At 51.2% G+C, this 25,614-nt stretch carries 27 protein-coding genes, 1 pseudogene and 1 riboswitch; of the genes and pseudogenes, 17 read left to right on the top strand and 11 right to left on the bottom strand.

Annotated features, from left to right (window positions below; translation table 11 throughout):
• Window positions 1-81: 81 nt before the first annotated feature.
• Window positions 82-486: a MerR family transcriptional regulator gene (locus tag BOW06_RS01270; protein ID WP_179115106.1), complete on the bottom strand. Its 405-nt coding sequence runs from the start codon at window positions 484-486 to the stop codon at window positions 82-84.
• Window positions 487-644: 158 nt separating this feature from the next.
• Window positions 645-744: riboswitch (TPP riboswitch) on the top strand.
• A 39-nt stretch (window positions 745-783) separates the two neighbouring features.
• Here BOW06_RS01270 and thiC point away from each other — a divergent pair.
• The 8 genes and pseudogenes from thiC to BOW06_RS01230 all read left to right on the top strand — a co-directional run bounded on the left by thiC (window position 784) and on the right by BOW06_RS01230 (window position 6,849).
• On the top strand, window positions 784-2,676 hold the full coding sequence (thiC, locus tag BOW06_RS01265) for a phosphomethylpyrimidine synthase ThiC (RefSeq protein WP_043118166.1): 1,893 nt from the start codon (window positions 784-786) through the stop codon (window positions 2,674-2,676).
• Window positions 2,677-2,744: 68 nt separating this feature from the next.
• A pseudogene (locus BOW06_RS01260) lies at window positions 2,745-3,498 on the top strand (SDR family oxidoreductase).
• 71 nt (window positions 3,499-3,569) lie between these two features.
• On the top strand, window positions 3,570-3,917 hold the full coding sequence (locus BOW06_RS01255) for a carboxymuconolactone decarboxylase family protein (protein ID WP_043118168.1): 348 nt from the start codon (window positions 3,570-3,572) through the stop codon (window positions 3,915-3,917).
• 45 nt (window positions 3,918-3,962) lie between these two features.
• Complete coding sequence (locus BOW06_RS01250; protein WP_078454386.1) at window positions 3,963-4,379, top strand: VOC family protein; 417 nt, start codon at window positions 3,963-3,965, stop codon at window positions 4,377-4,379.
• 135 nt (window positions 4,380-4,514) lie between these two features.
• Complete coding sequence (locus tag BOW06_RS01245) at window positions 4,515-5,330, top strand: sulfotransferase family 2 domain-containing protein (protein WP_043118171.1); 816 nt, start codon at window positions 4,515-4,517, stop codon at window positions 5,328-5,330.
• 108 nt (window positions 5,331-5,438) lie between these two features.
• Window positions 5,439-5,747 (top strand): pyrimidine/purine nucleoside phosphorylase, encoded by a 309-nt coding sequence (gene ppnP / locus BOW06_RS01240; RefSeq protein WP_043118172.1) that lies wholly within the window; start codon window positions 5,439-5,441, stop codon window positions 5,745-5,747.
• A gap of 158 nt (window positions 5,748-5,905) precedes the next feature.
• On the top strand, window positions 5,906-6,265 hold the full coding sequence (locus BOW06_RS01235) for a nuclear transport factor 2 family protein (protein ID WP_052132283.1): 360 nt from the start codon (window positions 5,906-5,908) through the stop codon (window positions 6,263-6,265).
• A gap of 95 nt (window positions 6,266-6,360) precedes the next feature.
• Complete coding sequence (locus BOW06_RS01230; protein WP_043118173.1) at window positions 6,361-6,849, top strand: GNAT family N-acetyltransferase; 489 nt, start codon at window positions 6,361-6,363, stop codon at window positions 6,847-6,849.
• A gap of 8 nt (window positions 6,850-6,857) precedes the next feature.
• Here the strand turns inward: BOW06_RS01230 and BOW06_RS01225 are convergent, their stop codons facing one another.
• From BOW06_RS01225 to BOW06_RS01210, 4 genes are all read right to left on the bottom strand, one after another.
• Entirely contained in the window at window positions 6,858-7,628 is a 771-nt protein-coding gene (locus BOW06_RS01225; protein WP_078452821.1) for a fumarylacetoacetate hydrolase family protein, read from the bottom strand.
• Between the two features lie 15 nt (window positions 7,629-7,643).
• Window positions 7,644-8,471, bottom strand: a complete 828-nt coding sequence (folE2, locus tag BOW06_RS01220) for a GTP cyclohydrolase FolE2 (protein WP_052132286.1) — start codon at window positions 8,469-8,471, stop codon at window positions 7,644-7,646.
• Window positions 8,472-8,558: 87 nt separating this feature from the next.
• Window positions 8,559-9,452 (bottom strand): (2E,6E)-farnesyl diphosphate synthase, encoded by an 894-nt coding sequence (gene ispA / locus BOW06_RS01215; protein WP_078452822.1) that lies wholly within the window; start codon window positions 9,450-9,452, stop codon window positions 8,559-8,561.
• Window positions 9,453-9,701: an exodeoxyribonuclease VII small subunit gene (locus tag BOW06_RS01210; protein WP_043118175.1), complete on the bottom strand. Its 249-nt coding sequence runs from the start codon at window positions 9,699-9,701 to the stop codon at window positions 9,453-9,455.
• Between the two features lie 130 nt (window positions 9,702-9,831).
• Between BOW06_RS01210 and BOW06_RS01205 the strand changes: the two genes are divergently transcribed.
• From BOW06_RS01205 to BOW06_RS01185, 5 genes are all read left to right on the top strand, one after another.
• Window positions 9,832-10,425: a CNP1-like family protein gene (locus BOW06_RS01205; RefSeq protein ID WP_179115105.1), complete on the top strand. Its 594-nt coding sequence runs from the start codon at window positions 9,832-9,834 to the stop codon at window positions 10,423-10,425.
• 12 nt (window positions 10,426-10,437) lie between these two features.
• Window positions 10,438-12,324, top strand: coding sequence for a DNA topoisomerase IV subunit B (gene parE / locus BOW06_RS01200; RefSeq protein ID WP_043118179.1), 1,887 nt, complete (start codon window positions 10,438-10,440; stop codon window positions 12,322-12,324).
• A 138-nt stretch (window positions 12,325-12,462) separates the two neighbouring features.
• On the top strand, window positions 12,463-13,371 hold the full coding sequence (locus BOW06_RS01195) for a LysR family transcriptional regulator (RefSeq protein WP_043118180.1): 909 nt from the start codon (window positions 12,463-12,465) through the stop codon (window positions 13,369-13,371).
• Complete coding sequence (locus BOW06_RS01190; protein ID WP_230208756.1) at window positions 13,371-13,769, top strand: hypothetical protein; 399 nt, start codon at window positions 13,371-13,373, stop codon at window positions 13,767-13,769. Before BOW06_RS01195 ends, BOW06_RS01190 begins: the two co-directional genes overlap by 1 nt.
• On the top strand, window positions 13,766-14,830 hold the full coding sequence (locus BOW06_RS01185) for an AI-2E family transporter (protein WP_078454384.1): 1,065 nt from the start codon (window positions 13,766-13,768) through the stop codon (window positions 14,828-14,830). Before BOW06_RS01190 ends, BOW06_RS01185 begins: the two co-directional genes overlap by 4 nt.
• 101 nt (window positions 14,831-14,931) lie before the next feature.
• On the opposite strand, the gene BOW06_RS01180 is transcribed toward BOW06_RS01185, so the two are convergent.
• The 6 genes from BOW06_RS01180 to lpxL form a co-directional block, all read right to left on the bottom strand.
• Window positions 14,932-16,296, bottom strand: a complete 1,365-nt coding sequence (locus BOW06_RS01180) for a PhoH family protein (protein ID WP_052132342.1) — start codon at window positions 16,294-16,296, stop codon at window positions 14,932-14,934.
• Window positions 16,297-16,366: 70 nt separating this feature from the next.
• The gene (locus BOW06_RS01175; protein WP_043118184.1) at window positions 16,367-16,849 is read right to left on the bottom strand and encodes a peroxiredoxin; all 483 of its coding nucleotides are present in this window, start codon (window positions 16,847-16,849) and stop codon (window positions 16,367-16,369) included.
• A 22-nt stretch (window positions 16,850-16,871) separates the two neighbouring features.
• The gene (locus BOW06_RS01170) at window positions 16,872-17,411 is read right to left on the bottom strand and encodes a glycine cleavage system transcriptional repressor (RefSeq protein ID WP_043118186.1); all 540 of its coding nucleotides are present in this window, start codon (window positions 17,409-17,411) and stop codon (window positions 16,872-16,874) included.
• A gap of 109 nt (window positions 17,412-17,520) precedes the next feature.
• A complete protein-coding gene (locus tag BOW06_RS01165) occupies window positions 17,521-18,600 on the bottom strand; it encodes a galactose-1-phosphate uridylyltransferase (protein ID WP_043118188.1) in 1,080 nt (359 codons plus the stop codon).
• A gap of 116 nt (window positions 18,601-18,716) precedes the next feature.
• On the bottom strand, window positions 18,717-20,471 hold the full coding sequence (msbA, locus tag BOW06_RS01160) for a lipid A export permease/ATP-binding protein MsbA (RefSeq protein WP_043118190.1): 1,755 nt from the start codon (window positions 20,469-20,471) through the stop codon (window positions 18,717-18,719).
• 23 nt (window positions 20,472-20,494) lie between these two features.
• Window positions 20,495-21,400 (bottom strand): LpxL/LpxP family Kdo(2)-lipid IV(A) lauroyl/palmitoleoyl acyltransferase, encoded by a 906-nt coding sequence (lpxL, locus tag BOW06_RS01155; protein ID WP_043118192.1) that lies wholly within the window; start codon window positions 21,398-21,400, stop codon window positions 20,495-20,497.
• A 274-nt stretch (window positions 21,401-21,674) separates the two neighbouring features.
• On the opposite strand from lpxL, the gene trpE reads away from it, so the two are divergent.
• The 4 genes from trpE to trpC are packed head-to-tail and all read left to right on the top strand — an operon-like array spanning window position 21,675 to window position 25,612.
• Window positions 21,675-23,171, top strand: coding sequence for an anthranilate synthase component I (gene trpE / locus BOW06_RS01150; RefSeq protein WP_043118194.1), 1,497 nt, complete (start codon window positions 21,675-21,677; stop codon window positions 23,169-23,171).
• Entirely contained in the window at window positions 23,171-23,752 is a 582-nt protein-coding gene (locus BOW06_RS01145) for an anthranilate synthase component II (protein ID WP_043118196.1), read from the top strand. The genes trpE and BOW06_RS01145 overlap by 1 nt, the downstream gene beginning before the upstream one ends.
• A gap of 34 nt (window positions 23,753-23,786) precedes the next feature.
• On the top strand, window positions 23,787-24,809 hold the full coding sequence (trpD, locus tag BOW06_RS01140; RefSeq protein WP_043118197.1) for an anthranilate phosphoribosyltransferase: 1,023 nt from the start codon (window positions 23,787-23,789) through the stop codon (window positions 24,807-24,809).
• A 5-nt stretch (window positions 24,810-24,814) separates the two neighbouring features.
• The gene (gene trpC, locus BOW06_RS01135) at window positions 24,815-25,612 is read left to right on the top strand and encodes an indole-3-glycerol phosphate synthase TrpC (protein ID WP_043118199.1); all 798 of its coding nucleotides are present in this window, start codon (window positions 24,815-24,817) and stop codon (window positions 25,610-25,612) included.
• Window positions 25,613-25,614 lie beyond the last annotated feature (2 nt).

Below are 25,614 nucleotides of genomic sequence, written 5' to 3'. Positions count from 1 at the left end.
AGTTATAGCCGAAATATATCACTGGATAAACAAAAAATCCCCGCAATAGCGGGGATTGATGTTTGGCTGGTTGTAGATGCCTTATCCGATGCCGTCATCCAGTTTATCGAATATGGTGCAGGAATCACTGCTGCCCGAGTTGTAGCTGCACTCTTCAATGAGACGTGACAAGTTGTTCTGCATCGTGCCCAATTCCGATAGTTTTGTCTGGATGGCATTCAGCTTTGTCTTGGCGAACTGCAGAATATCGTCTGCTGTGTGGCTGGCTTCAGGGCGTTTCATCTGTAGCAGTTGCGAGATTTCAGAAAGGGTGAAGCCGACAGACTTGGCGTTCAGGATGAACCTGATGCGTCGGACATCTTCCTCGCTGTAGTTTCGGTATTTACCCGGCCCGCTACGAGCAGGTGTCAGAAGTCCCTGGCGTTCCCAGAATCGCAGGGTCTCAACGGGTATGTTTGTCTCTTTTTCAAGTTGACCAATTCGCATAATTCTCTCCTTGTAATAAATTGCAAATTGCAAATTGCATGCGAGCTGCAGAAAGCAGCCTGCGAGGAGCAACCCTTGCTCCATACCCACGAAGTATAGCCCGATTCTTGTGAAAAGGGCAATGCTTCTTAATCGGATCATTGCTATACTGAATTTCATTGAAAAGCCGGGGGTGTTTCTCCTTGTGGAGAGGCTGAGAGAGTCCCTTGGAACCTGATCCAGTTCATGCTGGCGTAGGGAAGGCTGACAGGCGCATAGCCCACTGTCTCCTTCACTATTCACACAGAGAGATAAGTTATGAGCGCCATACCAGAAGAGTTCATCAAGAAGACCACAGCCCTGTCAGACGAGGTAACACGCCCGTTTGCCAATTCACGCAAAATTTACGTCGAGGGTTCGCGTCCTGATATCCGGGTGCCGATGCGTGAAGTGTCACAGACACCGACCACCACCAACGGTGCCAATGAGCCTAATCCTCCTATCTATGTTTACGACACCTCGGGTCCCTATTCGGATCCATCTGTCTCAATTGATCTTCTGAAAGGGTTGTCTGACCTGCGCAGCGCCTGGATCGATGAACGTGATGATACTGAACAGCTCGATGGTCCAAGCTCTGAATATGGCACCGAGCGTTATAATGATCCTGAGCTGGATAAGCTGCGTTTCGAACATATCCGCGCCCCGCGCCGTGCCAAGGCAGGAAAATGTGTCACCCAGATGAATTATGCACGCCAGGGAATGATTACACCTGAAATGGAGTTCGTCGCAATCCGTGAGAATCAGCGGCTTGACGAATTGCGTACCAATCCTGAATACAAGGCACTGCTGAAGCAGCATCCCGGAGAGAATTTCGGTGCCAACCTGCCGGATACCATTACTCCTGAATTCGTGCGTGAAGAGATTGCTTCCGGGCGCGCGATCATTCCTGCCAATATCAACCACCCCGAAGTTGAGCCGATGATTATCGGGCGCAATTTCCGCGTCAAGATCAATACCAACATCGGTAATTCGGCAGTCTCTTCTTCTATCGAGGAAGAGGTTGAGAAAATGGTCTGGTCAGCACGCTGGGGTGGCGATACGCTGATGGATCTCTCCACCGGAAAGAATATTCACGAGACGCGTGAGTGGATTCTGCGCAACTCGCCGATGCCGATTGGTACTGTACCAATCTACCAGGCGCTGGAAAAGGTCAACGGCAAGTCCGAGGACCTCACCTGGGAGATGTTCCGCGATACCCTGATCGAGCAGGCGGAGCAGGGCGTTGATTACTTCACGATTCATGCCGGCGTATTGCTGCGCTATGTGCCACTGACGGCAGAGAGGGTGACCGGTATTGTTTCGCGCGGTGGTTCCATCATGGCCAAGTGGTGTCTTGCGCATCACCAGGAGAATTTCCTCTACACGCATTTCGAAGAGATCTGCGAGATCATGAAAGCCTACGACGTCTCTTTCTCACTCGGTGACGGGTTACGTCCCGGCTGTCTTGCCGATGCCAATGACGCCGCCCAGTACGGTGAGTTGGAAACCCTTGGTGAGCTGACAAAAATTGCCTGGGAGCACGATGTGCAGGTGATGATTGAGGGACCTGGTCATGTACCGATGCAGATGATCAAGGAGAACATGGAGAAAGAGCTGGAAGATTGTCACGAGGCGCCTTTTTACACGCTTGGGCCACTGACGACTGACATCGCCCCTGGCTATGACCACATCACCTCGGCAATCGGTGCGGCCCAGATTGGCTGGTATGGGACTGCCATGCTTTGCTACGTTACACCCAAGGAGCATCTTGGTCTGCCCGACAAGAACGATGTGCGCGACGGCATCATTGCCTACAAACTGGCTGCCCACGCGGCTGATGTTGCCAAGGGACTGCCGGGTGCGCAGGTCAGGGACAACGCGCTGTCAAAGGCACGTTTCGAGTTCCGCTGGGAAGATCAGTTCAACCTCTCGCTTGACCCAGAGCGTGCACGTGAATACCACGACGAAACCATGCCTGCACAGGCACATAAAGTGGCGCATTTCTGTTCCATGTGTGGCCCGCACTTCTGCTCCATGAAAATTACCCAGGACGTACGTGATTACGCAGAGTCCCTGAAAATCGGTGACGTTGCTGTGGCGGTCGAAGAGGGAATGAAAGAGAAGGCAGAAGAGTTCAAGCAGCAGGGTGCGGAGATCTACAAAGAGGTGTAGGAAGCGGCATAGCGCACGCCCTGTGCGCTTGCCTCTTGATGGCGTTGTCATGCAATACGGATGGATCAATGAATTCCAATAAGATTGCAGTAATCACCGGAGCGAGCAGGGGCATTGGAGCTGAGACGGCAAAGCTGTTTGCAAGGAATGGTTATGCTGTATGCATAAATTACCTCTCGAATGAACAGGCAGCTGAGAACATCAAGAGTGAAATTCTGAAAGATGGTGGTCGTTGCATAACAGTAAAAGCAGATGTTTCAGTTGCAAGTGAAGTCATCCATCTGTTTGAAACCGTTGACCAGGAGTTAGGTTGTCTTTCGGTACTGGTCAATAACGCAGCGATCCTGAAAAATCAATGCCGCCTGGAAGAGATTAGCGAAGAGAGATTTGATCTCGTTTTAAAGACCAATGTTATGAGCTGTTTTCTCTGTTGTAAGGAAGCAGTGAAACGAATGTCTACAAAATATAACGGGGCAGGCGGAACGATAGTCAATGTCTCTTCAGGCGCGGCAAGAAGCGGTTCACCGAATGAATATATTGATTATGCAGCCTCCAAGGGCGCTGTCGATACCTTGACGCGAGGTTTGTCCCTAGAGGTTGCTGCAGAAGGCATTCGAGTCAACGGTGTCCGGCCCGGTTTTATCTATACTGATATGCATGCATCGGGGGGTGAGCCAAACCGTGTCGACAGGCTGAAATCGAAAATACCGATGCAAAGAGGCGGTCAACCCACTGAGGTTGCCGAGGCAATCTACTGGCTGGCGTCTGATAGCTCTTCATATGCAACCGGTACCTTCTATTGATCTTACGGGTGGCCTGTAACAGATTATTAGCAGTGCTGACTGCTTGCTGGTTCAATACATTTACATTGCGTAACAGTTAAAGGTGTCGAAATGTCCGAGAAAGACCTGGAGAGGTTGAAGCAGACAAGGCAATGGGCGCACAAGAAACTGACTGACAAGGGTTCGGCAACTTACCGGGCTTTTGTCGAGATGGAGTCTGCGGCGTTTAAAGATGGTGCCTTGTCGAAGAAAAATAAGGAATTAATCGCGATAGGAATATCGGTACGGATTGATTGTGAATCCTGCATGCAGTGGCATATCGAACAGGCTGCAGAAGCCGGGGCAGCATATGATGAAGTGCTGGAAGCTGTCGAGATTGGAATAGAAATGGGGGGAGGGCCTGCGACCGTATCTGCCCGTTTTGCCCTGCAGGTTATGGATGCCGTTTTTGGCGCATAATCGATGCGCAATAATCACTTCAATAGTAAAAGAAGAGTCATTTCAATGAAGCCTCGCATCAGCATGATTACACTGGGTGTGCGCGACCTTTCGGCATCAATCAAATTCTATGAAAATGGACTGGGTTTTCCCCGCATGGAATCCCCTCCGGAAGTTGCCTTTTTTACACTGAATGGCACCTGGCTCGGTTTGTATGGCCGCGACGCATTGGCAGAGGATGCGACCGTCCCTGTAAAAGGTGACGGCTTTAATTCATTTACGCTTGCACATAACGTTGAGTCTGAGGCGCAGGTAGATGAGGTAGTCGCGCAAGCAGTGAAAGCTGGTGCAACCCTGGTGAAGAAACCCCAGGCTGTCTTTTGGGGTGGCTATAGTGGTTATTTCGCTGATCCGGATGGCCATTTGTGGGAAGTGGCTTACAATCCGTACACATGGATTGGGCCAAAAGACGGGGCTGATTAAAGAGCCCGGCAAGTCATAAGGGTACTCGGCAAGAATCTGTGCTACATCTTGATTATTCTTGTACAGAAAATTCGGAATGCCTTAACTTGATGCTTTCCCGGTTTTACTAGTTGAATGGGATATAAGGAAATAAAAATGGCACGCTTGTTACGCTACAGCAGATCGAGTAATCACAGTCTGGATAAGAACGCCGAGCATCTCTTTTCCGCGCGTCACGCTTTGAATGTTTATGATGAAAATGCGGTATACAGTTTCATTCCCAAGAATGGCTGCTCATCCATGCGTGTGTCATTGGCGATAGCAAATGGCTGTATAAAGGACGCATCGGAGCACGACTGGATACATAAAAACAATGATACTTTCTCGTGTGGATTAAGGGATCTTGTAACCGCCAAGTACACGTTTGTTATTTTGCGTTGCCCTTTCTCCCGATTAGCCAGCGCCTATTTGGATAAAATGATTGGAGAGACATATGCGTCAAAAAGATACATTGAGTTACATCGCAGAGGAAAAGCGTGGAAGCAATTGAATGGTTTGGATAATGTCACTTTCGATTATTTTGTCAGAAGTCTGAGTGAACCAGATATTCTCAAGGGAAATATTCACTGGAGACCACAAAGTGATTTTCTTGTCTACGATGAGTATGACGATTACTTTTGCCTCGAAGATTTCCAGGTAGCAGTAGAGACGCTGAAGAATAAAATCAATCTATCCATTATTGATGCTCGACCGCTTACCAGGCACGGTGTAAGTAATCAATATCATACGGAAGGAAGTGGCTTTTCTGTTCTCGCACCAGACAAGTTGCATGAGATGAAATTACAGGGCACCCTTCCGGCATACCGGGATTTTTACACCGAAGAGCTGGTAGAGATAGTAAGGTCTGTTTACAAACAAGACCTGGATTTATATAAAGATATTTTCGGCGACACTGCGCTTATGTTTCAGTAGGGTATTTCTAGCCTGCCTTTACCATGTGCAGCAACCGTATTGCACAGGTGAGTCTTACGCATCATTGATGTCTTCAATATGCAAGTGTTCAACAACAGGAATTCAAATATGTCACAGTTTGATAATGTATCGATTGTACGGGAAGCGAATATTTATTTTGATGGAAAGGTTACCAGTCGTGTAGTGCTTTTCCAGGACGGAACCCGAAAAACACTTGGCATCATGCTTCCAGGCGAGTATGAATTCAGTACAGATGAAAAAGAGCTGATGGAAATCAGTTCAGGGATTCTTGAGGTCCTTTTGCCAGACGCTGAATGGAAAAGTATCAGGGGAGGGGAGAGCTTTGAGGTGCCGGCGGATTCAAAATTCCACCTGAAGGTGGTGGAAGTTACTGATTACTGTTGCAGTTATCTGTAGTGATAAGAAGTACCAGAGATTCAGCTCGGTAAAGCATTGCTTCACATGGATCGGTGTCATGGTGCGTACACCAGGTTGCAGTCATATTGGTCATGACAAGTTGATAGATGCATCAAGATTCATATGAGAAAGATTCGAAACCGGAAGGGGTGAAGTGAATGTTATCCAGAAGCCAAATTATTGAATTGTTCGCATCAATTGATGAGAAAAACAGAGAGAAGTTTGTGATGTTTCTTACCCGGAATTGTTCATTCCGATTTGGGAATTTACCTGTTGTACATGGTGTGAATGCAATTAGCGAGTTTGTTGGCGGTTTTTTTGATTCTATAGCTTCACTAAATCATGAGCTCTCCGAAATTTGGCCGGTTCCGGGCGGCACGGTTTGTCACGGTACGGTTTCGTATGTCCGCCACGACAAGTCGGTTCTATCTGTCCCCTTCTCGACAGTATTCAAAGTTGATGGCGACAAGATCAGCGAGTACCTGATTTTTGCTGATACATCAGAGTTATACTCATAGTCCATTTTTCAGAAGCTGAATCGAATCTATCACCTGGTTTAAGCATGTAGTAACAGCTAATCTTGTCTTCAGTTATTTAAAAAAACAGGAAGCAGATGAAAGTAGAAGTCGTTAAGGCCGACTATTCGAATCCCAGGCATCAAAGTGATATACCGATGTTGCTGGATGCTTATGCATCTGGTCCGATGGGAGGAGGTGTCTCACTTGATGGTGACGTTAAAGCGAGCCTTGTGCGTGAATTGTCCGGGCTTCCACATGCATTTTCTGTGATTGCGTATGTCGATGATTGCGCGGCAGGATTGATTAACTGCTTTGAGGCATTTTCCACCTTTGCCTGTAAGCCCCTGATCAATATTCATGACGTCATGGTTCTTGATGGATACAGGGGGCTTGGTATTAGCCAGGTCATGCTTGAGAAGGTCGAGGAGATCGCAATTTCGAAAGGTTGCTGCAAGCTGACGCTTGAGGTGTTGGCTAATAATACGACTGCCAAAGCTGCCTACAGGAAGTTTGGTTTTTGCGACTATGAGTTGGATCCGAAAACGGGCAGTGCGCTGTTCTGGCAGAAAAAACTCACTAGTTAGGTAAAGGTTTACCCGTCGTAGCGGTTTGAGAGTCTGCCAATACCATCAATGACAATTTCAACAGTCTCACCGGGTTGCATGATATCGGCACCGGTTGAAGTGCCGCAGGCAATCACATCACCTGGCAGCAGTTGGATTTCCTGTGAAATCATGCTGACAATTTCACGTGGTTTGAAGATCATGTCGGAGACCGGATAGTTCTGTTTCTCTGTGCCATTCACAATGGCCTTGACGGTGAGTCCGTCCGCTTCGATATCTGTTTCGATCACGGGGCCAATCGGACCAAAGGTCGGGAAGCTCTTGGCGCGGCACCAGTGGGTGAAGCCGGACTCTTCGAAAAGAGTGGTCGGTGCAGTGACGTCATTCACGCAGGTATAGCCAAAGATGTGGTCATCAGCATCTGCAGAAGTGATCTGAAATGTTGGCTTGCCGATGACAATGCCCAGTTCGGCTTCGAACTTGAGGTCGTTGGTGTAACCAGTCGGTCTGCTGATCGTGTCGTCATTCGCCGAAACGCAACTTGCCAGCTTGACGAAGAAGAGCGGTGATTTCGGCATGAAGAGGTCATCGGCAACACGACGCTCATGGAAGTTGTTCCACAGGCCAAGAAATTGACGTGGTTCGACTGGGGATAGCAGTTTTGCATGGTCAAGTCTGACTGACTCACCATTCATCGTGTTGTTCTCGAAAGGTGATCCGGTACAGAGATTAATCGTGTCACCTTTGAGTTGGCCGTAGGTTGCTTTGCCCTCGTGTTCTATACGTACCCATTTAGTCATGACTGTTTAATCCTTTCAGGAGGCTTCGCGCTTGTCATGTTCGATCATGGCGTAGGCAGAGTGATTGTGAATAGACTCGAAATTCTCGGCTTCAACCGTGTAGGCGCAGATGCGCTCATCCTCGTTGAGTCGCTGTGCAACATCACGCACCATGTCTTCAACAAACTTGGGATTGTCATAGGCACGTTCGGTTACAAACTTTTCGTCTGGACGCTTGAGCAAGCCATAGAGTTCGCTGGAGGCCTCTCTCTCGACCAGGTCAATCAGATCCTCTATCCAGAAAAAATCTTCCGCGCAAACGGTGACGGTGACATGTGAACGCTGGTTGTGCGCACCGCGTTCTGAAATGCTCTTTGAGCAGGGACACAGGCTTGTTGCCGGAACCAGTACGCGAGTAGACATTTCCGGAATGCTGTCCCGAATTTCACCGATGAGTGTGACCTCATAATCCATCAGGCTCTCGACGCCGCTGACCGGCGCCTTCTTGTTGACGAAGAAGGGGAAGCTCATTTCAATATGGCCCACTTCCGACTCCAGCAGTTGCGCCATCTCGCTGAGCATGTCCTTGAACGAGGCGACGGTAATTTCGCGTTCATGATTGTTGAGAATGCCGACAAAGCGCGACATGTGCGTGCCTTTGAAGTTGTGCGGCAGATAGACGGACATGTTGAAGTTGGCAACCGTGTGCTGCTCGTTACCACTGCGGTCTGCAACCTTGACCGGGTGGCGGATATCCTTGATACCAACCTTGTTGATAGCGATCTGGCGCGTGTCTGCGCTGCCCTGAACATCCTCGATGTCGGCTGCAGTTGTTGGTTTCGCGATGTCTGTGGCTGAGCTCATTTGTGCGTCTGCTGTTGGATTTGAGCCGGACATTCTACCGTTTTTTTATGTACTTGTGCCAGTTGGCGATACTATATGTGTCTATCGTCAGTGACTTCTGCTTGCTATGTAGACAGCAATCTCCCTTAACATGTCGGCTTTTGAGTCGAAAATCTTCAATGAGGCGATAGATTCTTCGATTAGTTCGTCCACGCGGTCGCGCGCACCTTGTAGTCCAAGCAGGTCGGGATAGGTGGTTTTCAGCTGCAGCGCATCCTTGCCCTGGGTTTTGCCAAGGGTAGAAGTGTCACTCACAACATCAAGAATGTCATCGACGATCTGGAAGGCGAGACCGATGCACTTGGCGAAATGATCGAGACGTTTATGCTCTTCTTTTTTGATTTTATCGGCACAAAGGGCACCAAACATGACGCTGGTACGGATAAGGGCGCCTGTTTTGTGAATATGGATGTTCTCCAGTTCTCCCAGTTGCAACTCTTTTCCGGTTGCCTCCAGGTCAAGAGCCTGGCCACCGGCCATGCCGAGTGAACCGGAGGAACGCGCAAGAAGCTCGATCATGCCGAGACGATTTGCCGGGGTGATGCCGTCTATGTTTGCCGCAAGCGCCCCGAAAGCCAAGGCCTGCAGTGCATCTCCTGCGAGAATCGCGGTAGCCTCATCAAATTTGACGTGACATGTGGGTTGTCCGCGACGCAAGTCGTCGTCATCCATGGCGGGCAGGTCATCGTGAATCAGGGAGTATGCATGTATCAATTCAAGTACAGCGGCTGGTGTATCGACAATCTCTGCAGGCCGGTCGAAGAGAGCGGCAGTTGCATAGGTCAGTATGGGGCGAATGCGTTTGCCTCCGGCAAGTGCCGAGTAACGCATCGCCTGGTGCAGATGCACGGGGTTACGATCGTCCGCAGGGAGCATCCGCGTCATGTGCTTCTCAACGCGCACCTGGCAACTGCTGATAAATGTTTGTAATTCAGGTGACATCTAGTTACTCACGCTATCGGCTGATACCTGTTCAAGTTCTGCATCTTCACTGGCCTGCGAGAGCATCTCTATCTTCTGTTCGGCTTCACGCAGCGCAGTTTCACACTGGCGCGTCAGCGCAACACCCTTTTCAAATGTTTTCAGCGACTCCTCAAGTGTCAATTCGCCGCTCTCCATGGTCTCAACGAGCTTCTCGAGTTCGTTCAGAGCCTCTTCGAATCCGGTTGCTTGTGTTGTTTTTTTGGCCAAGGGTAATTTCCTTCCTCAAAATTGTGCAAATAACCTAACGCAGAGTCGCCGGGAGGGCAATGCTGTCGCAGATGTTCTTTTCAAGGTATATTGTCGCATTATTGAAGATTCAATTGATGGGAATTATACGATGTTCACAAGAGTGGTGATTTTGACAGTGGTAGCACTATTCCTGGCTGGAGAGGCGCAATCCCGGGATAGAACAGATCCCTACGAGCAGTTTCGTTCCGAAAATGAACGCTATGAGTTTGAATTCGACGAATCTCTTGTGGAGCAGTGGAAAGAGCAGGTTAAAGATGTGCCAAAGCTCAATCTCAAGAAATCACGTGAACTGGATATCGATCATGGACCTGTCGGTGCTGCTGTCTACGTGGATGAAAGCAGCCTCACCGTCAATGAAAAAGACCGCATGGTGCGTTACTGGATGGTGATGAAAACAGGCAGTGGTCGTTATGGCAGCATGAGCTACGAGGGGATTCGCTGCGGGACCGGGCAATATAAAAACTATGCGTATACAAGTGCGCGCGATCCTGACAATATCAGGCCGATCAAGTCACCCAAGTGGCGTGAAATACGCCAGAATACGCGTGACCCCCGCCATGAGATGGCGCGTGACTACTTTTGTGCAGGTGTTATTCCGAGGACGCAGGCTGGCGTGATCAAGGCGGTCCGGGGCCATGTCGCACCATGGGAAGATACTTCGGCCGACCTGCTCAAGCGCTAAACCAGGGAATTTATGAGAGAGTACGATGCTTCAGCGATCGAGGTCCTCAGTGGCCTCGAGCCGGTGCGCAAGCGCCCCGGCATGTATACGGATACCACGCGCCCCAACCACCTTGCACAGGAAGTTATAGATAACAGCGTTGACGAGGCGATCGCCGGTTTTGCCAAGTCGATCGATGTCATTCTCTACAAGGATGGCTCCCTGCAGGTCAGTGATGACGGGCGTGGCATGCCGGTGGATGTTCATCCGCAGCAAGGCATTCCCGGTGTCGAGGTAATCCTCACAAAGCTGCATGCCGGCGGCAAGTTTTCCAACAAGAGCTACCAGTTTTCAGGTGGTTTACACGGTGTCGGCGTCTCTGTTGTCAACGCATTGTCTAAACACCTCGAGGTGTGGGTAAGGCGCGATGGCAAGGAGTACAACATTGCATTTGGCGGTGGTGTAAAGCGCAGTGATCTCGAGGAGATCGGCAGTGTCGGCAAGCGGAATACCGGCACCACGCTGAAATTCTGGCCGGATCCTTCCTATTTCGACAGTTCGAAATTCTCTGTCAGGCAACTTGAACACGTACTCAGAGCCAAGGCAGTTCTTTGCCCCGGATTGAATGTTTCCTTTCTCGATGAGAAGAGCGGGGAGAAAAAAGAGTGGTGCTACGACGATGGTTTGCGTGATTACCTGGTAGACGAACTGCAGGGTGTGGAAACGCTGCCGCAGGAACCCTTTATCGGCACGATGAAAGGTGACAAAGAGGCTGCCGACTGGGCGGTGGTATGGCTGCCGACAGGTGGCGATGCTGTTACCGAGAGCTACGTTAACCTGATCCCTACAGCCCAGGGCGGTACCCATGTGAATGGCTTGCGTAGCGGGCTCACAGACGCGGTTCGGGAATTCTGTGAGTTTCGTAACCTGCTGCCGCGTGGTATTAAGCTGACGCCGGACGATGTCTGGAACCAGGTCAGTTATGTTCTTTCAGTCAAACTTGCCGACCCACAATTCTCGGGGCAGACCAAGGAGAGGCTCTCCTCACGTGAATGCGCTGCCTTTGTTTCCGGAATCGTCAAGGACAGTTTCAGCCTGTGGCTGAATCAGCATACCGAGGCTGGTGAGGCGATTGCCGAGTTGGCAGTTAACTCGGCGCAGGCACGTCAGCGAGCCGGTCGAAAAGTAGCGCGTAAAAAGGTCACACAGGGACCGGCGCTGCCAGGAAAACTGGCCGATTGCTCATCAACAGACCCGCGCCAGACCGAGCTCTTCCTTGTTGAGGGTGACTCTGCTGGCGGTTCTGCCAAGCAGGCACGTGACAAGGAGTTCCAGGCAATCATGCCGTTGCGTGGAAAAATCCTCAATACCTGGGAGGTTGATCCCGCCGAGGTGCTGGCATCGCAGGAAGTTCACGATATCTCTGTCGCAATCGGCGTTGATCCTGGCAGCGAAGATCTCTCCAGGCTGCGCTTCGGTAAAATCTGTATCCTCGCCGATGCTGATTCTGACGGTATGCATATTGCCACTCTGCTTTGTGCCCTGTTCGTACGTCACTTTCCACGCCTGGTAAGCGAGGGGCACGTCTATGTTGCCATGCCGCCACTGTTTCGAATTGATGTTGGCAAGCAGGTTTTCTACGCACTCGACGAGTCTGAAAAGCAGGGCGTGCTCGACCGTATTGCTGCCGAGAAACTCAAGGGGAAAATCGCCATTCAGCGCTTCAAAGGGCTCGGCGAGATGAATCCGCTGCAACTACGCGAGACGACTATTCATCCGGATACGCGCCGACTTGTGCAGTTGACCCTGGAGGCTGATGACAATACCCACCAGATGCTCGACATGTTGTTGGCAAAAAAACGTGCTGCAGATCGCAAGAGTTGGCTCCAGGAGAAGGGTGACCTGGCGGATATTGCCTAGAAAAACCTGATCTTTTCCTTCTCTATCCCGCTAGGGATAGAGAAGGCTATTGATTCTTTCTTTTGGGGTATTAGTAGTGCCTATTACACCGGTTTGGTATAAACTGCGCTTATCGCAATAAAAGGGCAAGAGGGTTTTATGGCCGATCGCAGGCTTCAGGTATTCCATACAGTAGCTCGGCTTCTCAGTTTTACCAAGGCAGCAGAGACCTTACACATGACTCAACCGGCCGTGACCTTCCAGGTCAGGCAGCTTGAGGAGTATTTCAATACACGACTGTTTGACCGTACCCACAACAAGATCAGCCTTACCGAGGCTGGCGAGCGTGTGTATGGATTTGCCGAGCAGATTTTTGACCTCTATGGGCAAATGGAGAACGCGGTACGAGAAATGACCGGTGAGGTGAGTGGTGATCTCATCATTGGTGCGAGTACCACCATCGCCGAGTATATGCTTCCACCACTTCTGGGTGACTTCAAAGAGCAGTATCCTGATGTCGACATTCATCTCAAGGTCGCCAATACAGACGGTATTGTGCACATGGTGGAGAGCAACGTCATTGATCTAGGTGTTGTCGAAGCGCCGGTAAGCAACAAGAACCTGGTTGTCGAGCACTGTCGCAACGACCAGCTGGTTGCCATCGTACCGCCCAAACATCCTCTCTCGGAGAAAAAAGATACCACGATCGAAGAGGTACTCGGCCATCCTTTTATCTGTCGTGAAGAGGGTTCGGGTACGCGGGAAGTGATTGCCGAGTTTCTCGAGGAACGCGACAAGGATCATCACATCGAAATGACGGTGGGTATGGAGCTCGGTAGCCCTGAAGCGGTCAAGGGAGCAGTCGAAGCGGGTATGGGCGTTTCCATCGTGTCGCGCGCGACCATACAGAAAGAGCTCCAACTGGGCACCCTGGTTTCCATTCCTATCAAACCGATACTGGAACGCCCTTTCTCCTTCGTCCACAAGAAACAGAAGTTTCGCAAGCGCCTGATGGAGACACTGCTTGAATTTGCCGGCGACTACTGTGATGGCGAAGAGGAGAGCTAGTGTTTCCGGGGATGCCAGTTGCCGGGGCCGGCGCAGATGCCAGGCGCCTCGAAAAAATTCTCAAACAGCTGTCATCGGCGGACAGGGAATCCCTCTTTGCATTCGCTGAATTTCTGCTTGCACGTTCTACTGATGAAATACAGGATGCCCCGAAAGAGGAGCAGCAGCCGAAAGGAATTGAACGTCCCGTGGAGGAGTCTGTAATCGGTGCCGTCAAACGCCTCAGGGAGAACTACTTTATGGTTGACCCTGACACGCTCTTGCACGAAACTTCTGAACTCATGCAGTCGCATATGCTGAAAGGACGTCCCGCAGCTGATGTGATTGACGATCTTGAGCAGCTGTTTGACTCGAAATACAAGGACTATACCGACTCCATGAAGGAAAATTCTGAATGAACCTGATAACAGCTTGGTTTAAACGTACCTTCTCAGATCCGCAGGTGATTGCATTAACACTTGCGCTGTTGGTAGGTTTTGCCGTTGTCTTCTTTTTTGGCGCCATGCTGGCCCCCGTGCTTGCAAGCTTGGTGATTGCCTACCTGCTGGAGGGGCTCGTGTTGCTGGGCGAGGGCTCTGGCATGCCGAGGCTGGTTGCAGTGGTTATCGTCTTCCTGCTGTTTATCATGTTTGTCACCCTGATTATATTTGGCGTCATGCCGCTTGCGTTCCAACAGCTGACAGAACTGGTGCAACAGACACCGGCTATGCTGGCAGCCGGGCAAAAAAGCCTGATGCGCCTGCCGGAACTCTATCCGGACCTGGTTGACTCAAACCAGATCACTGATTTGATCAATGTTATCAAGGCAGAGATGGCGAGCTTTGCGCAACGTGTTCTGTCGCTTTCAGCCTCGTCGGTGGTTGGCCTTATCACCATCCTCGTCTATTTTATCCTGGTACCCCTGCTGGTCTTTTTCTTTCTCAAGGACAAGAGTCTCATTATCAACTGGTTGCTACAGTTTTTCCCCAGCAATCGTGGCATTGTCGACCAGGTGTGGAAGGATGTTGATGTACAAATTGCAAACTATGTGCGCGGCAAATTCTGGGAGATCACGATTGTCGGCGTGGTGAGCTATATCACTTTTACCTTCTTTGGTCTCAACTACGCACTGCTGCTGGCGGTGCTAGTCGGTCTGTCGGTTATCATTCCCTATATTGGCGCTGCTGTGGTGACGGTTCCTGTCCTTATCGTTGCCTGGTTCCAGTGGGGCTGGGGCGGTGAATTTATCTACCTGACGATCGCTTATCTCATCATCCAGGCACTCGATGGCAACGCGCTTGTGCCCTTGCTCTTCTCCGAGGTCGTCAATCTGCATCCTGTCGCCATCATCGTATCGATTCTGCTGTTTGGTGGACTGTGGGGTTTCTGGGGTGTGTTCTTTGCAATTCCACTCGGTACCCTTGTCAAGGCGGTACTCACAGCATGGCCAAAACGGCCTGACAGGGAAGCGGTGACATAGTCTTGATTATTTTGCTGACAGCACTGTTCCAATAGCTTGCTTCAGGTATTGAAAAGCCCCGCATTGCTGGGCTTTTTTGTAGTACTGCTTGGAGCGGTCAGTTACAGATAATCGGAAGCGTATTCTGCCAGCCTTGAGCGTTCGCCACGCATCAGGGTGATGTGGCCTGCATGCTCCCAGTTCTTGAACTTGTCGACCACGTATGTGAGACCGGAGCTGGTTTCGGTCAGGTACGGCGTGTCGATCTGTGCGACGTTGCCGAGGCAGACGATCTTGGTGCCTGGCCCCGCACGCGTGATGAGGGTCTTCATCTGTTTCGCGGTGAGGTTCTGCGCTTCGTCGATGATCAGGTACTTGTTGAGGAAAGTACGGCCCCGCATGAAGTTGATCGAGTGAATGCGGATACGTGAACGCAACAGGTCGTCAGTTGCTGCGCGTCCCCAGTCGCCACCGCCCTCGGTACGTGTGAGTACTTCGAGGTTGTCCATCAGTGCGCCCATCCAGGGTGTCATTTTCTCTTCTTCCGTGCCGGGCAGGAAGCCGATGTCATCACCGACAGGCACGGTGACACGGGTCATGATGATTTCCGTGTAGCGATTTTCATCGAGAACCTGTGCGAGTCCCGCGGCAAGCGTAAGCAACGTTTTACCGGTACCGGCAACGCCTAGCAGGGAGACAAAATCCAGATCGGGATCCATCAGCATGTTCAGCGCAAAATTCTGCTCGCGGTTGCGTGACATGATGCCCCATACGCTGTGCTTGGAGGAGTGGTAGTCGTTGACGATTTCGATGATGGCGTCTTCGCCATCCTTCATGCGTACGATCGCCTCGAAACCACTGCCATCATCCATGTATAGACACTGGTTGATATGCCATTGCTTGGCATCGGGGCCGCTGACACGGTAGTAGGTGTGTCCCTCTTCCTGCCAGGATTCGACATCCTTGCTGTGGGATTCCCAGAAGTCGTTCGGCAACTCCTGGTGTCCCTTGTAAAGCAGGTCGACATCGTCGAGCACCTGGTCGTTGCTGTAATCCTCGGCGCTGAGGCCTACCACGGCTGCCTTGATGCGCAGGTTGATATCTTTCGAGACCAGGGTGACGGGCTGGTGTGGGTGAATCTCCTTGAGTGCCAGGGCCGTGCCGAGGATGTCATTGTCTGGGGTGTTACCCGGCAGTGATTCTGGCAGTGACTGTGGCAAGTGTTCTGTCTGGAAATAGAGCCTTCCCTGCTGGGGTTCTTCATCTGACTCTTCAGAGATGCCTGACCAGGCCGGTAGTGCAAGTCCCTTGTCGATTCCTGCCTTGTCCATGTTGCTCATCAGGTCATCGAGAAAGCGACTTGCCTGGCGCACGTTGCGCGCGACTTCGGATGTGCCTTTTTTGGCCCGGTCGAGTTCCTCGAGAACAATCATCGGGATAAAGATGTCATGCTCCTTGAAGCGGAAGATTGACGTCGGGTCATGCATCAGCACGTTGGTGTCGAGTACAAAAAGTCGTTTGACAGGCACGATACGGGCTCCGGAGTGGATTAGTGGATTACTGCTTGTTCAGCTGCTTGACTACTTCGAGGACTTCATCGACGTGGCCTTTGACCTTGACGCCGCGCCACTCATGGTGGAGCTTTCCCTTCTTGTCGATAATAAAAGTGCTGCGTTCGATACCGCGCACCTGTTTGCCGTACATGTTTTTCATTTTCATGACACCGAACAGGTTGCAGAGCGCTTCTTCTGTATCAGAGATCAGTTCAAACGGGAATTCCTGTTTGGTTTTGAATTTTTCCTGCGCCTTGAGGCTATCGCGTGATGCACCGAGAATGACGCATGACTGGCGCCGGAACTTGTTGATTGCCTCTTTGAAATCGAGGCCTTCCTGTGTGCATCCCGGTGTACTGGCCTTGGGATAGAAGTAAATGACGATGTTTTTCCCTGCGTAATCGGAGAGGTGGGTTTCCTTGTCTCCTGTCAGCAGAAGTTTGATATCTGGTACTTTTTTGTTGAGTGCGACCTGCTGATCTGCCATGCGCAATTTCTTCCTGTTTTATTTAGTGGGTGACGGGTTCCAGTACAGCATCCAGGTTGAGTGAGTCACAGTACTCCATAAACTCGGTACGCAGTGCCGGAATCTGTACTTGCGACGGGATGCCTATGAGCAGGTTAACGGCGAACATGGGTGTTCCCGTGTGTGCTGCGGAATAGCTGCTGGTACTTAGATCCTGGATATTGATTTGTCGCTGGGCGAAAAAATCTGATAGCTTGTGCACGATGCCAGGGTGGTCGAGGGCAACGACGTTAACGGCGTAGGGCACCAGCATGTCTGCAGACTGTCTTGACTCGGTACGCTTGCACTGAGCCTGGAGCCCAAGAGATTCCGCGATTGCGGGAAGCGCCTGCTCCAGTTTCGAGAGCTGGTTCCATGCGCCCTTGATCAGCATCTGTATGGCAAATTCGCCACCAAGAACCGTCATACGACTATCTGTAATATTCAGGTCGAGCTTGGCGATCCGATCAGTCAGTTGTTCACCGATACCAGGGCGGTCACTGCCGATGGCGGAGATGACAAGTTGCTGTTGTTTATCTTGCATGTGAGCCCTGTCTGCTGCATTTGTAAATCAAAGTGTATCCTTTATGGATCACTCAAAAAAGCCTGTTTTGCCGCTTTTATCTCTTTTCTGCAATTACCGCAGAAATACCCTAGAGTTCGACTTCGCGAAGCTGTTTTGCCGCATCTTCTGGACTGATGGTCGAGACAAACAGTCCGGAGCCGAGCTCAAAGCCCGTCGGGATGCTGGTTCTTGGGCAGATTTCGAGGTGCCAGTGATAGCTGTTTTGACAGTCGTCGTAGTCCTTGCCATGCGGGATCGAGTGCATGAAGAAGTTGTACTGCGCACCACCGATAACATGATCTAGACGCTGCATGGTACGTTTCAGCATGCCAGCAAACTCCTCCAGCTCTTCTTCATTCGCATCCATGAAATCTGCTTCATGATGTAGTGGCAGGATATGAACTTCCCATTCAAAGCGGCTGGCAAATGGCTTGATGGCAATAAAACGCTTGCCCTTCTCGATAACATACTGACCAACATCGATTTTTCTGCGTATCTCGCCTGACTCGCGATCGTAGATGGTCGCCTCGTAGGTCAGCGCCTCGTCAATCAGAGAGCAGAAAACGCACTGGTTATGCTTGTTGTAATAGTTGCGGCTGTTGGTGACCTCGTCCTCAACATTCTGCGGAACCACCGGCATGGCGATGATCTGGCTGTGGGTGTGCGGGATGCTTGCGCCAGCCGCAGGACCGAAATTCTTGAATACCAGCACGTACTTGAGGCGCGGATCAGAGGTGTAAAGCTCTTTCATGCGCTGGTGATAGAGAATGAATAGCTGCTGCAGATGCGCCACATCCATTTCGTGCATTGCGATGCCGTGAGCGGGATTATCGATGACAACCTCGTGACGACCATAGCCGTCAATCACCTGCTGCAGACCGAGGGTCAGACTGGTCTGCTCCCTGTCGTCACCAAGCACGGGATAGAGATTGGGGACGATACGCATCTGCCACTCTTCATCATTTGGCCATGATTTTATTGTCGGCGGAGTTTTCTCCTCATTACCCTTGCAAAAGGGGCAGGTCTCGACATGTTTGCGGTTGTCGCGCTCAATTTTCTCTTCAGCTTTGCGCGGACGCATGCCGCGTGCTGTCGAAACAAGTACTGACTCGGTCGGTACGATCGGATTGATGCGGATTTCACGTGTCGGTGTGTCGTCGCTGCTCATTTTTACTCCACATTGCTGATTATTACTCTTGATGATGGAGTTGTCGTCGATTCGGGGGCCAGGTACAAGCAAAATGCTTATATGGCGATATAACCTGAGCCATCAGGAGGTGGTGGCTATGCCTTATCTGTGTATTCCAGTTTGCCGTAAAGATTGGCATAACGGCCGTTTAGGGCAAGTAGCTCGGAGTGATTACCCTGTTCCAGCAGGCGACCCTGCTCCAGAAGCAGTATGCGATCAGCGTTTTCAACAGTGGAAAGCCTGTGTGCAATGATGATCGTGGTGCGGCCCTGGCGCAGGGTGTCGATCGCATCTTTCACCAGTGACTCTGAGCGTGAATCCAGGGCAGATGTGGCTTCATCCAGAATCAGCAGCGGGGCATTTTTCAGCAATGCACGTGCAATCGCTATCCGCTGGCGTTGGCCACCGGAAAGCTGGATGCCATTTTCACCAACAAGGGTATCGAGTTGATGCGGCATCTCCTTGATGAACTCCCAGGCATGTGCAGCCTTTGCAGCGGCAATGATCTGTGCCTCGTCAAAGTCGGTGTCTTGGCCATAGGCGATGTTTGCACGGATGGTGTCGTTAAACAGCACCACGTCCTGGCTGACGTAGGAGATCTGCTTGCGCAGGTTAGCCAGGCTCAGGTCACGCAGATCGTGTCCGTCGAGCGTGATGTGCCCACTGGCTGGATCGTAGAAACGCGGTAGCAGACTGGCAATGGTCGATTTACCGCTACCAGACTGGCCGACCAGTGCAATCGTCTCTCCGGCTGCTGCAGTAAAGCTGATCTGGTGCAATGCAGGGGCTTTGTCGCTGCTGTAACTGAAACAGACGTTTTCAAGTTTCAGAACCCCTTCAGGTTGGTCGAGGCTCTTTTTTCCGGAATTTTTTTCTATCTCTTCATCGAGTAGCTGGAAAATCGATTCTGCTGCGGCCAAGCCACGCTGAAGTGGCTGCATTGCAGATGCAAGGCGCTTGATTGGTGAGATCATCAGGCCAAGAGCGGCAAAGAACGAGATCAGGTGACCAGCAGTCAGTCCCTGGTCGATTGCCTGCAGGGTTCCCAGGTAGACGATTGAGCACAACACAACGGAGGAGATCAGTTCTACAACGGCGACATTAGCGGCACCGGCAAGCAAAACTTTTTGTGAATAGAGACGCACCCGGTTGGCAATTTTAAAGAAACGCGTGCTCTCGTATTCTTTTCCACCAAATACCTTGACTACCTTGTGACCACGCATGCTCTCTTCGAGTACATGGGTCATGTCTCCGATGCTGTTCTGATGTGCGTGGCTGAAGCTGCGCATGCGGCGCGAAAAAATCTGGGCAACGATCACGACTGGTGGAAAGGCGATAAGAATGATGATCGTCAACTGCCAGTTAAGGTACAGGGCGACAGCCAGCAGGCCTAGTGTTGTCACGGTATCGCGAACAAGAATTGTCAGGGTGCGCGTTGCTGCAGATGTCACCTGGTTGACGTTGAAGGTCAACTTGGAAAGAGTGTTACCTGTCGCATTGTTATCGTAATAACGTGTTGGCAGGTCTAGCAGGTGGGCAAACATCTGTTTGCGAATATCGAGTACGATCTTTCCGGATACCCAGCCCATCGCACCGGTAGAGATGACGTGTGCAGTACCTCGAACCAGGAACAGCAGAACCAGTAATATCAGTGTCTGCTGGAGGCTGTCTAGATCTTTTTCGATGAAGCCGCCGTCGAACAGGGGTTTCAGCAGTGCAGGTACTGCCGCATCGGAAAGCCCCAGGATTACCATGAAAATGATCGATACAATTAATGCAGTCAGGTAAGGGCGTACATAACGTAGCAGCCTCATGTATACCTGGCGCGAATCGGCGGTCGGTTTGCTCATATTCTCTGTTGGTCCGTACCGGTTTAGCTGTAATAATCGGATTTGCCGTCCGATTGTCGTTTGAAACGACGATGAAACCAGAAATACTCTTCAGGCCGTTTCCTGACCCATGACTCGAACAGCTGGTTAATTCGTGTTGCATCAATTGTTTCATCATCGCCAGGAAAGTCGTCCAGCGCAGCGAAGAGTTGCAGATCATACCCTGTTCCATCATTGCGGCGAAGTGGCAGAAAAGGGACAACAGCGGCACCAGTCATTTTTGTCAGGCGGGCTGTTGCTGTACTACTCAGTGTTTCGATACCAAAGAAAGGGGCGAAAACAGCATTATTTCGGCTCGGACTCTGGTCGGGTGCATACCAGATGGTCTTGCCATTGCGCAGGCTGCGGATCATTCTCTTGATATCATTTTTACTGATTGCTCCCTCTGTATGACGCGTACGATTCTTTTGCATCAGGTATTCGACAGCGGGGTTGTCACTGGGACGGTATAGTGCCTCAAAGGGCACCTTCATTGCCAGCAGGCGCCCACCGATCTCAAGAGAACTGAAGTGTGCCGATAGCAGGATGACGCCTTTGCCGGCGGCGCGTGCCTTCTCGAGATGTTCCAGGCCAGTGTAATTGACCAGTTTTGAGAGATCTTCACTCTTTCCCCACCAAGCCAACGCTACTTCGAGGAAACCCTTGCCCGCTGATTCGATATGCTGACGCGCCAGCGCTTCACGCTCTGTTATATCGAGTTCAGGAAAGCAGAGCTCGAGGTTTTTCTTCAATACAAGGCGTCGTTTTTCAGACAGCAGCAACCATGTCAGGTGCCCGATCAAGCCTCCCGCACGCATCATGAGCGGGTAAGGAAGCAGGATCAACAGCCTGAAAATACCAAGACCGGTCCAGGTCGGCCAGGTTTTCGGGTGCAGGTGGGATGGAATCATTGCATGTCTGTTTTCATCAAGTGTGCGCCAGTTTACAATAGCACGCGATATTTTGCCCTGAAAGCTCCCTATTTTGTCCTGAAAGCTACTGTCTGCTTGATTCCGTGCGGAATTTTGATATTGTGATGCGAGGAATTTTCCGCAACCGTTCTGATAAAGTACAGCTATGACTCATCTCTCACGCATCAGGGTGAATGAAACAGGAAAACGATGGTGAAGCTTCACCAGTCGTACCTGATCCTGTTTTGAAAATACCTTTTGTGTGGAGTGCACTATGAAACCCGAAACCTTTACTGCCCTTGCCGGGCAGGGCTACAACCGAATTCCCGTCGCACGAGAAGTGCTTGCAGATCTTGATACGCCTCTGAGTGTTTATCTCAAGCTGGCGAACAAGCCTTATAGCTATCTGTTCGAATCTGTTCATGGCGGTGAGAAATGGGGGCGATACTCGATTATCGGCCTGCCTTGCCGGGAACGTATCGAGGTGCGTGATCACGAGATAACGCGTTTTGACGGGGACACCGTACTCAAGAGTGAAACACACCCTGATCCACTCGAATGGATCAGTGATTTCCAGGCCGGTTTCAAGGCAGCAGAGATTGATGGTCTACCGCGTTTTGCCGGTGGACTGGTTGGTTACTTCGGTTATGACACTGTGCGTTATATCGAACCGCGGTTGGCACAGTGCCCGAACCCGGATCATTTAAACAGCCCTGATATCCTGCTGATGATCTCTGACGAGTTGGTGGTCTTCGATAATCTCAGTGGCCGCATGTTTATTATCGTGCACGTCGATCCGATGCAGGGTGGCACACTCGAGGAGGCTAACCGGCGTATTGATGGACTGGTAGCTGCCATGCAGCAGGGCGCACCACGCAAGCAGCATGAGACACCGCGTAAGGTCAGTGAGAGTGATTTCGAGTCCGGCTTCACGGAGGAGGGTTTCAAGAGTGCGGTTGAGCGCATCAAGGAGTACATTCTTGATGGTGACTGCATGCAGGTTGTTATCTCCCAGCGACTCTCAATTCCTTTTACTGCTGAACCGCTTGATCTCTATCGGGCGTTGCGTGGTCTCAATCCGTCACCCTACATGTACCATCTCGACCTGGACGATTTTCACGTTGTCGGTTCATCACCGGAGATTCTCACCCGTCTTGAGGATGGAGTCGTTACCGTCAGGCCGATTGCCGGTACGCGCCGACGTGGTTACACAGAAGAAGAGGATCGCGCACTTGAGGATGAGTTGCTGGCCGATCCAAAAGAGTTGGCCGAACACCTGATGCTGATTGACCTCGGACGCAATGATGCGGGCCGTGTCGCAGAGATTGGCAGTGTGGAACTGACAGAGAAGATGGTGGTTGAACGCTATTCACACGTCATGCATATTGTCTCAAACGTTATCGGCAGACTGAAACCAGACATGAGTGCCATGGATGTGATTCGTGCGACTTTCCCTGCCGGGACCGTTTCCGGTGCACCGAAAATCCGTGCAATGGAGATCATTGATGAACTCGAGCCGGTCAAGCGCGGTGTCTATTCCGGTGCTGTCGGCTACCTCGCATGGAATGGCAATATGGATACTGCGATTGCAATCAGAACCGCGGTCATCAAGGATAAGACGCTGCATATTCAGGCGGGCGCAGGTGTTGTGGCTGACTCGCTCCCCGAGCTTGAGTGGCAGGAGACCATGAACAAAGGTCGTGCAGTTTTTCGTGCCGTCGAGATGGCTGAAGCCGGTCTTGACCGCATCGGGCAAGAGGGAGAAGAGTAATGTTAATGATGATAGATAATTACGACTCCTTCACCTTTAACCTGGTGCAATACTTTGGTGAGTTGGGAGCTGATGTGCACGTTCATCGAAACGATGAAATAACACTCGATGAGATAGCTGCCTTCAAACCCGCACATCTCGTCATCTCTCCGGGCCCTTGTACCCCGAACGAGGCAGGTATCTCGGTCGAGGCGATCAAGCGTTTTGCCGGCGAGATACCGATTCTCGGTGTTTGTCTTGGCCACCAGTCGATTGGTCAGGCATACGGTGGAAAGATCATTCGTGCGCAGAATGTCATGCATGGCAAGACCTCACCAATCTATCATGCAGATACAGGTGTTTTCAGTGGTTTGCAGAATCCGTTCGAGGCAACCCGTTATCACTCACTGGTGATCGAGAAGGAGAGCCTGCCCGATTGCCTTGAGATGACAGCCTGGACCCAGACCAGCGACGGCAAGGTCGACGAAATCATGGGCGTGCGTCATAAAGAACTGCCAATACAGGGTGTGCAATTTCATCCTGAATCGATCCTGACGCGCCACGGACACGATATGCTGCAAAATTTTCTTGAGCAAAAGTAGGCCATTCGGGTTTTGACCCCGGGAGTAAAAACTTATGTCAATACAGAATGCAATTAACCAGGTCATCAGCCATACGGATCTCTCCAGCGAGGAGATGGTCGAGGTGATGCACACCATCATGACCGGCGGAGCAACCCCGGCACAGATCGGTGCCTTCCTCGTTGGCTTGCGCATGAAAGGCGAGACAGTCACCGAGATTGCTGCTGCAGCGACTGTTATGCGTGAGTTGGCACAGAGAGTCGATATTGAAGCGAAGAATCTTGTTGATACCTGTGGCACCGGTGGTGACTCCTCAGGTACTTTTAACATCTCGACAGCCGGTGCTTTTGTTGCTGCAGCTGCAGGTGCACGTGTTGCCAAGCATGGCAATCGTTCAATCTCCTCAAAGTCCGGTAGTGCAGATGTGCTTGAAGCGGCCGGCGTCAGACTTGATCTGAATCCGGAGCAGGTACGTCGCTGTCTTGACGAGGTGGGTATCGGCTTTATGTTTGCACCGGCACATCACAGCGCGATGAAGCATGCGATCGGCCCGCGACGCGAACTTGGTGCGCGTACGGTTTTCAATGTCCTCGGTCCCCTGACCAACCCTGCCGGTGCCCCCAACCAGGTGCTGGGTGTGTTCAGCAAGGATTTACTTGAGCCAATGGCTGAAGTTCTGCACAAACTTGGCAGTCGACATGTATTGGTCGTGCATGCACGTGATGGTCTCGATGAGATCAGTATCGCCGCTGAAACTGATGTGGCCGAACTCAAGGATGGCCAGGTCAGGCATTTTTCTGTCTCGCCTGAGATGTTCGGGCTGAAGCGTAATTCACTTGATACACTCAAAGCTGAAGATGCACAGCAGAGCCTCGCGATTATTCGCAGTGTGCTTGAAGATACTGCAGGGCCTGCGAGAGATATTGTCTGCATCAATGCAGGTGCAGCTATCTATGCTGCAGGTATCGCATCTTCGTTGGAGGACGGTGTTGAACGCGCGGACAAGGCGATCAGTAGTGGTGACGCGCACAAGAAACTGGATCAGCTTATTGTCCTGACACAGAGCCTTGAGAGCTGATTTCGATGCAAGATACACCTGATATCCTGAAAAAAATCGTTGCGCGTAAACTCGAGGAGATTGCCGAGCGCATTGCGGTAGTCGATCTGGATGCGATTATCGCAAAAGCGAAAGAGGCTGAAGTGCCACGTGGCTTTAGCAGGGCGATCGAGGAGAAAATTAACGCTGGCAAGGCTGGAGTGATAGCCGAGATCAAGAAGGCATCACCGTCGAAAGGTGTTTTGCGTGAGGATTTTGATCCGGCTGAAATCGCCCGCAGTTATGAATGGGGTGGTGCTGCCTGTCTTTCTATCCTCACTGACAAGGATTTTTTCCAAGGTGCTGAAGAGTATCTTGTCGAGGCGAGTGCGGCCTGTTCACTGCCTGTGATCCGCAAGGATTTTATTATCGATCCCTACCAGGTCTACGAAGCGCGCGCGATCGGTGCAGATTGTATTCTTCTGATTGCCGCCTGTCTTGAAGATGCGCAGATGCGCAATCTCAACACGCTTGCGCACCAGTTGGGTATGGATGTACTCATCGAGGTGCATGATGCTGAAGAGCTTGAGCGCGCATTGCCACTGAACAACCGCCTCATCGGTATCAATAATCGCAACCTGCGAACTTTTGATGTCTCCCTGCAGACAACCATCGATCTGCTTGAGATGATTCCGGATGATCGTATCGTGGTGACCGAGAGTGGTATTCACAGCAGGGAAGATGTCAAACTGATGCGTGACAACAGCATCAATGCATTTCTTGTCGGCGAGGCCTTCATGCGTACGCCTAATCCGGGCAAAACCCTGGCCGAGCTCTTCTCCTGATA

This window comes from Solemya velum gill symbiont (assembly GCF_002020255.1).
In the GTDB taxonomy this organism is placed as follows: Bacteria; Pseudomonadota; Gammaproteobacteria; order Chromatiales; family Chromatiaceae.
The sequence above is the reverse complement of the archived record's forward strand: the minus strand, read 5'-3'. Positions and strand labels throughout refer to the sequence as shown.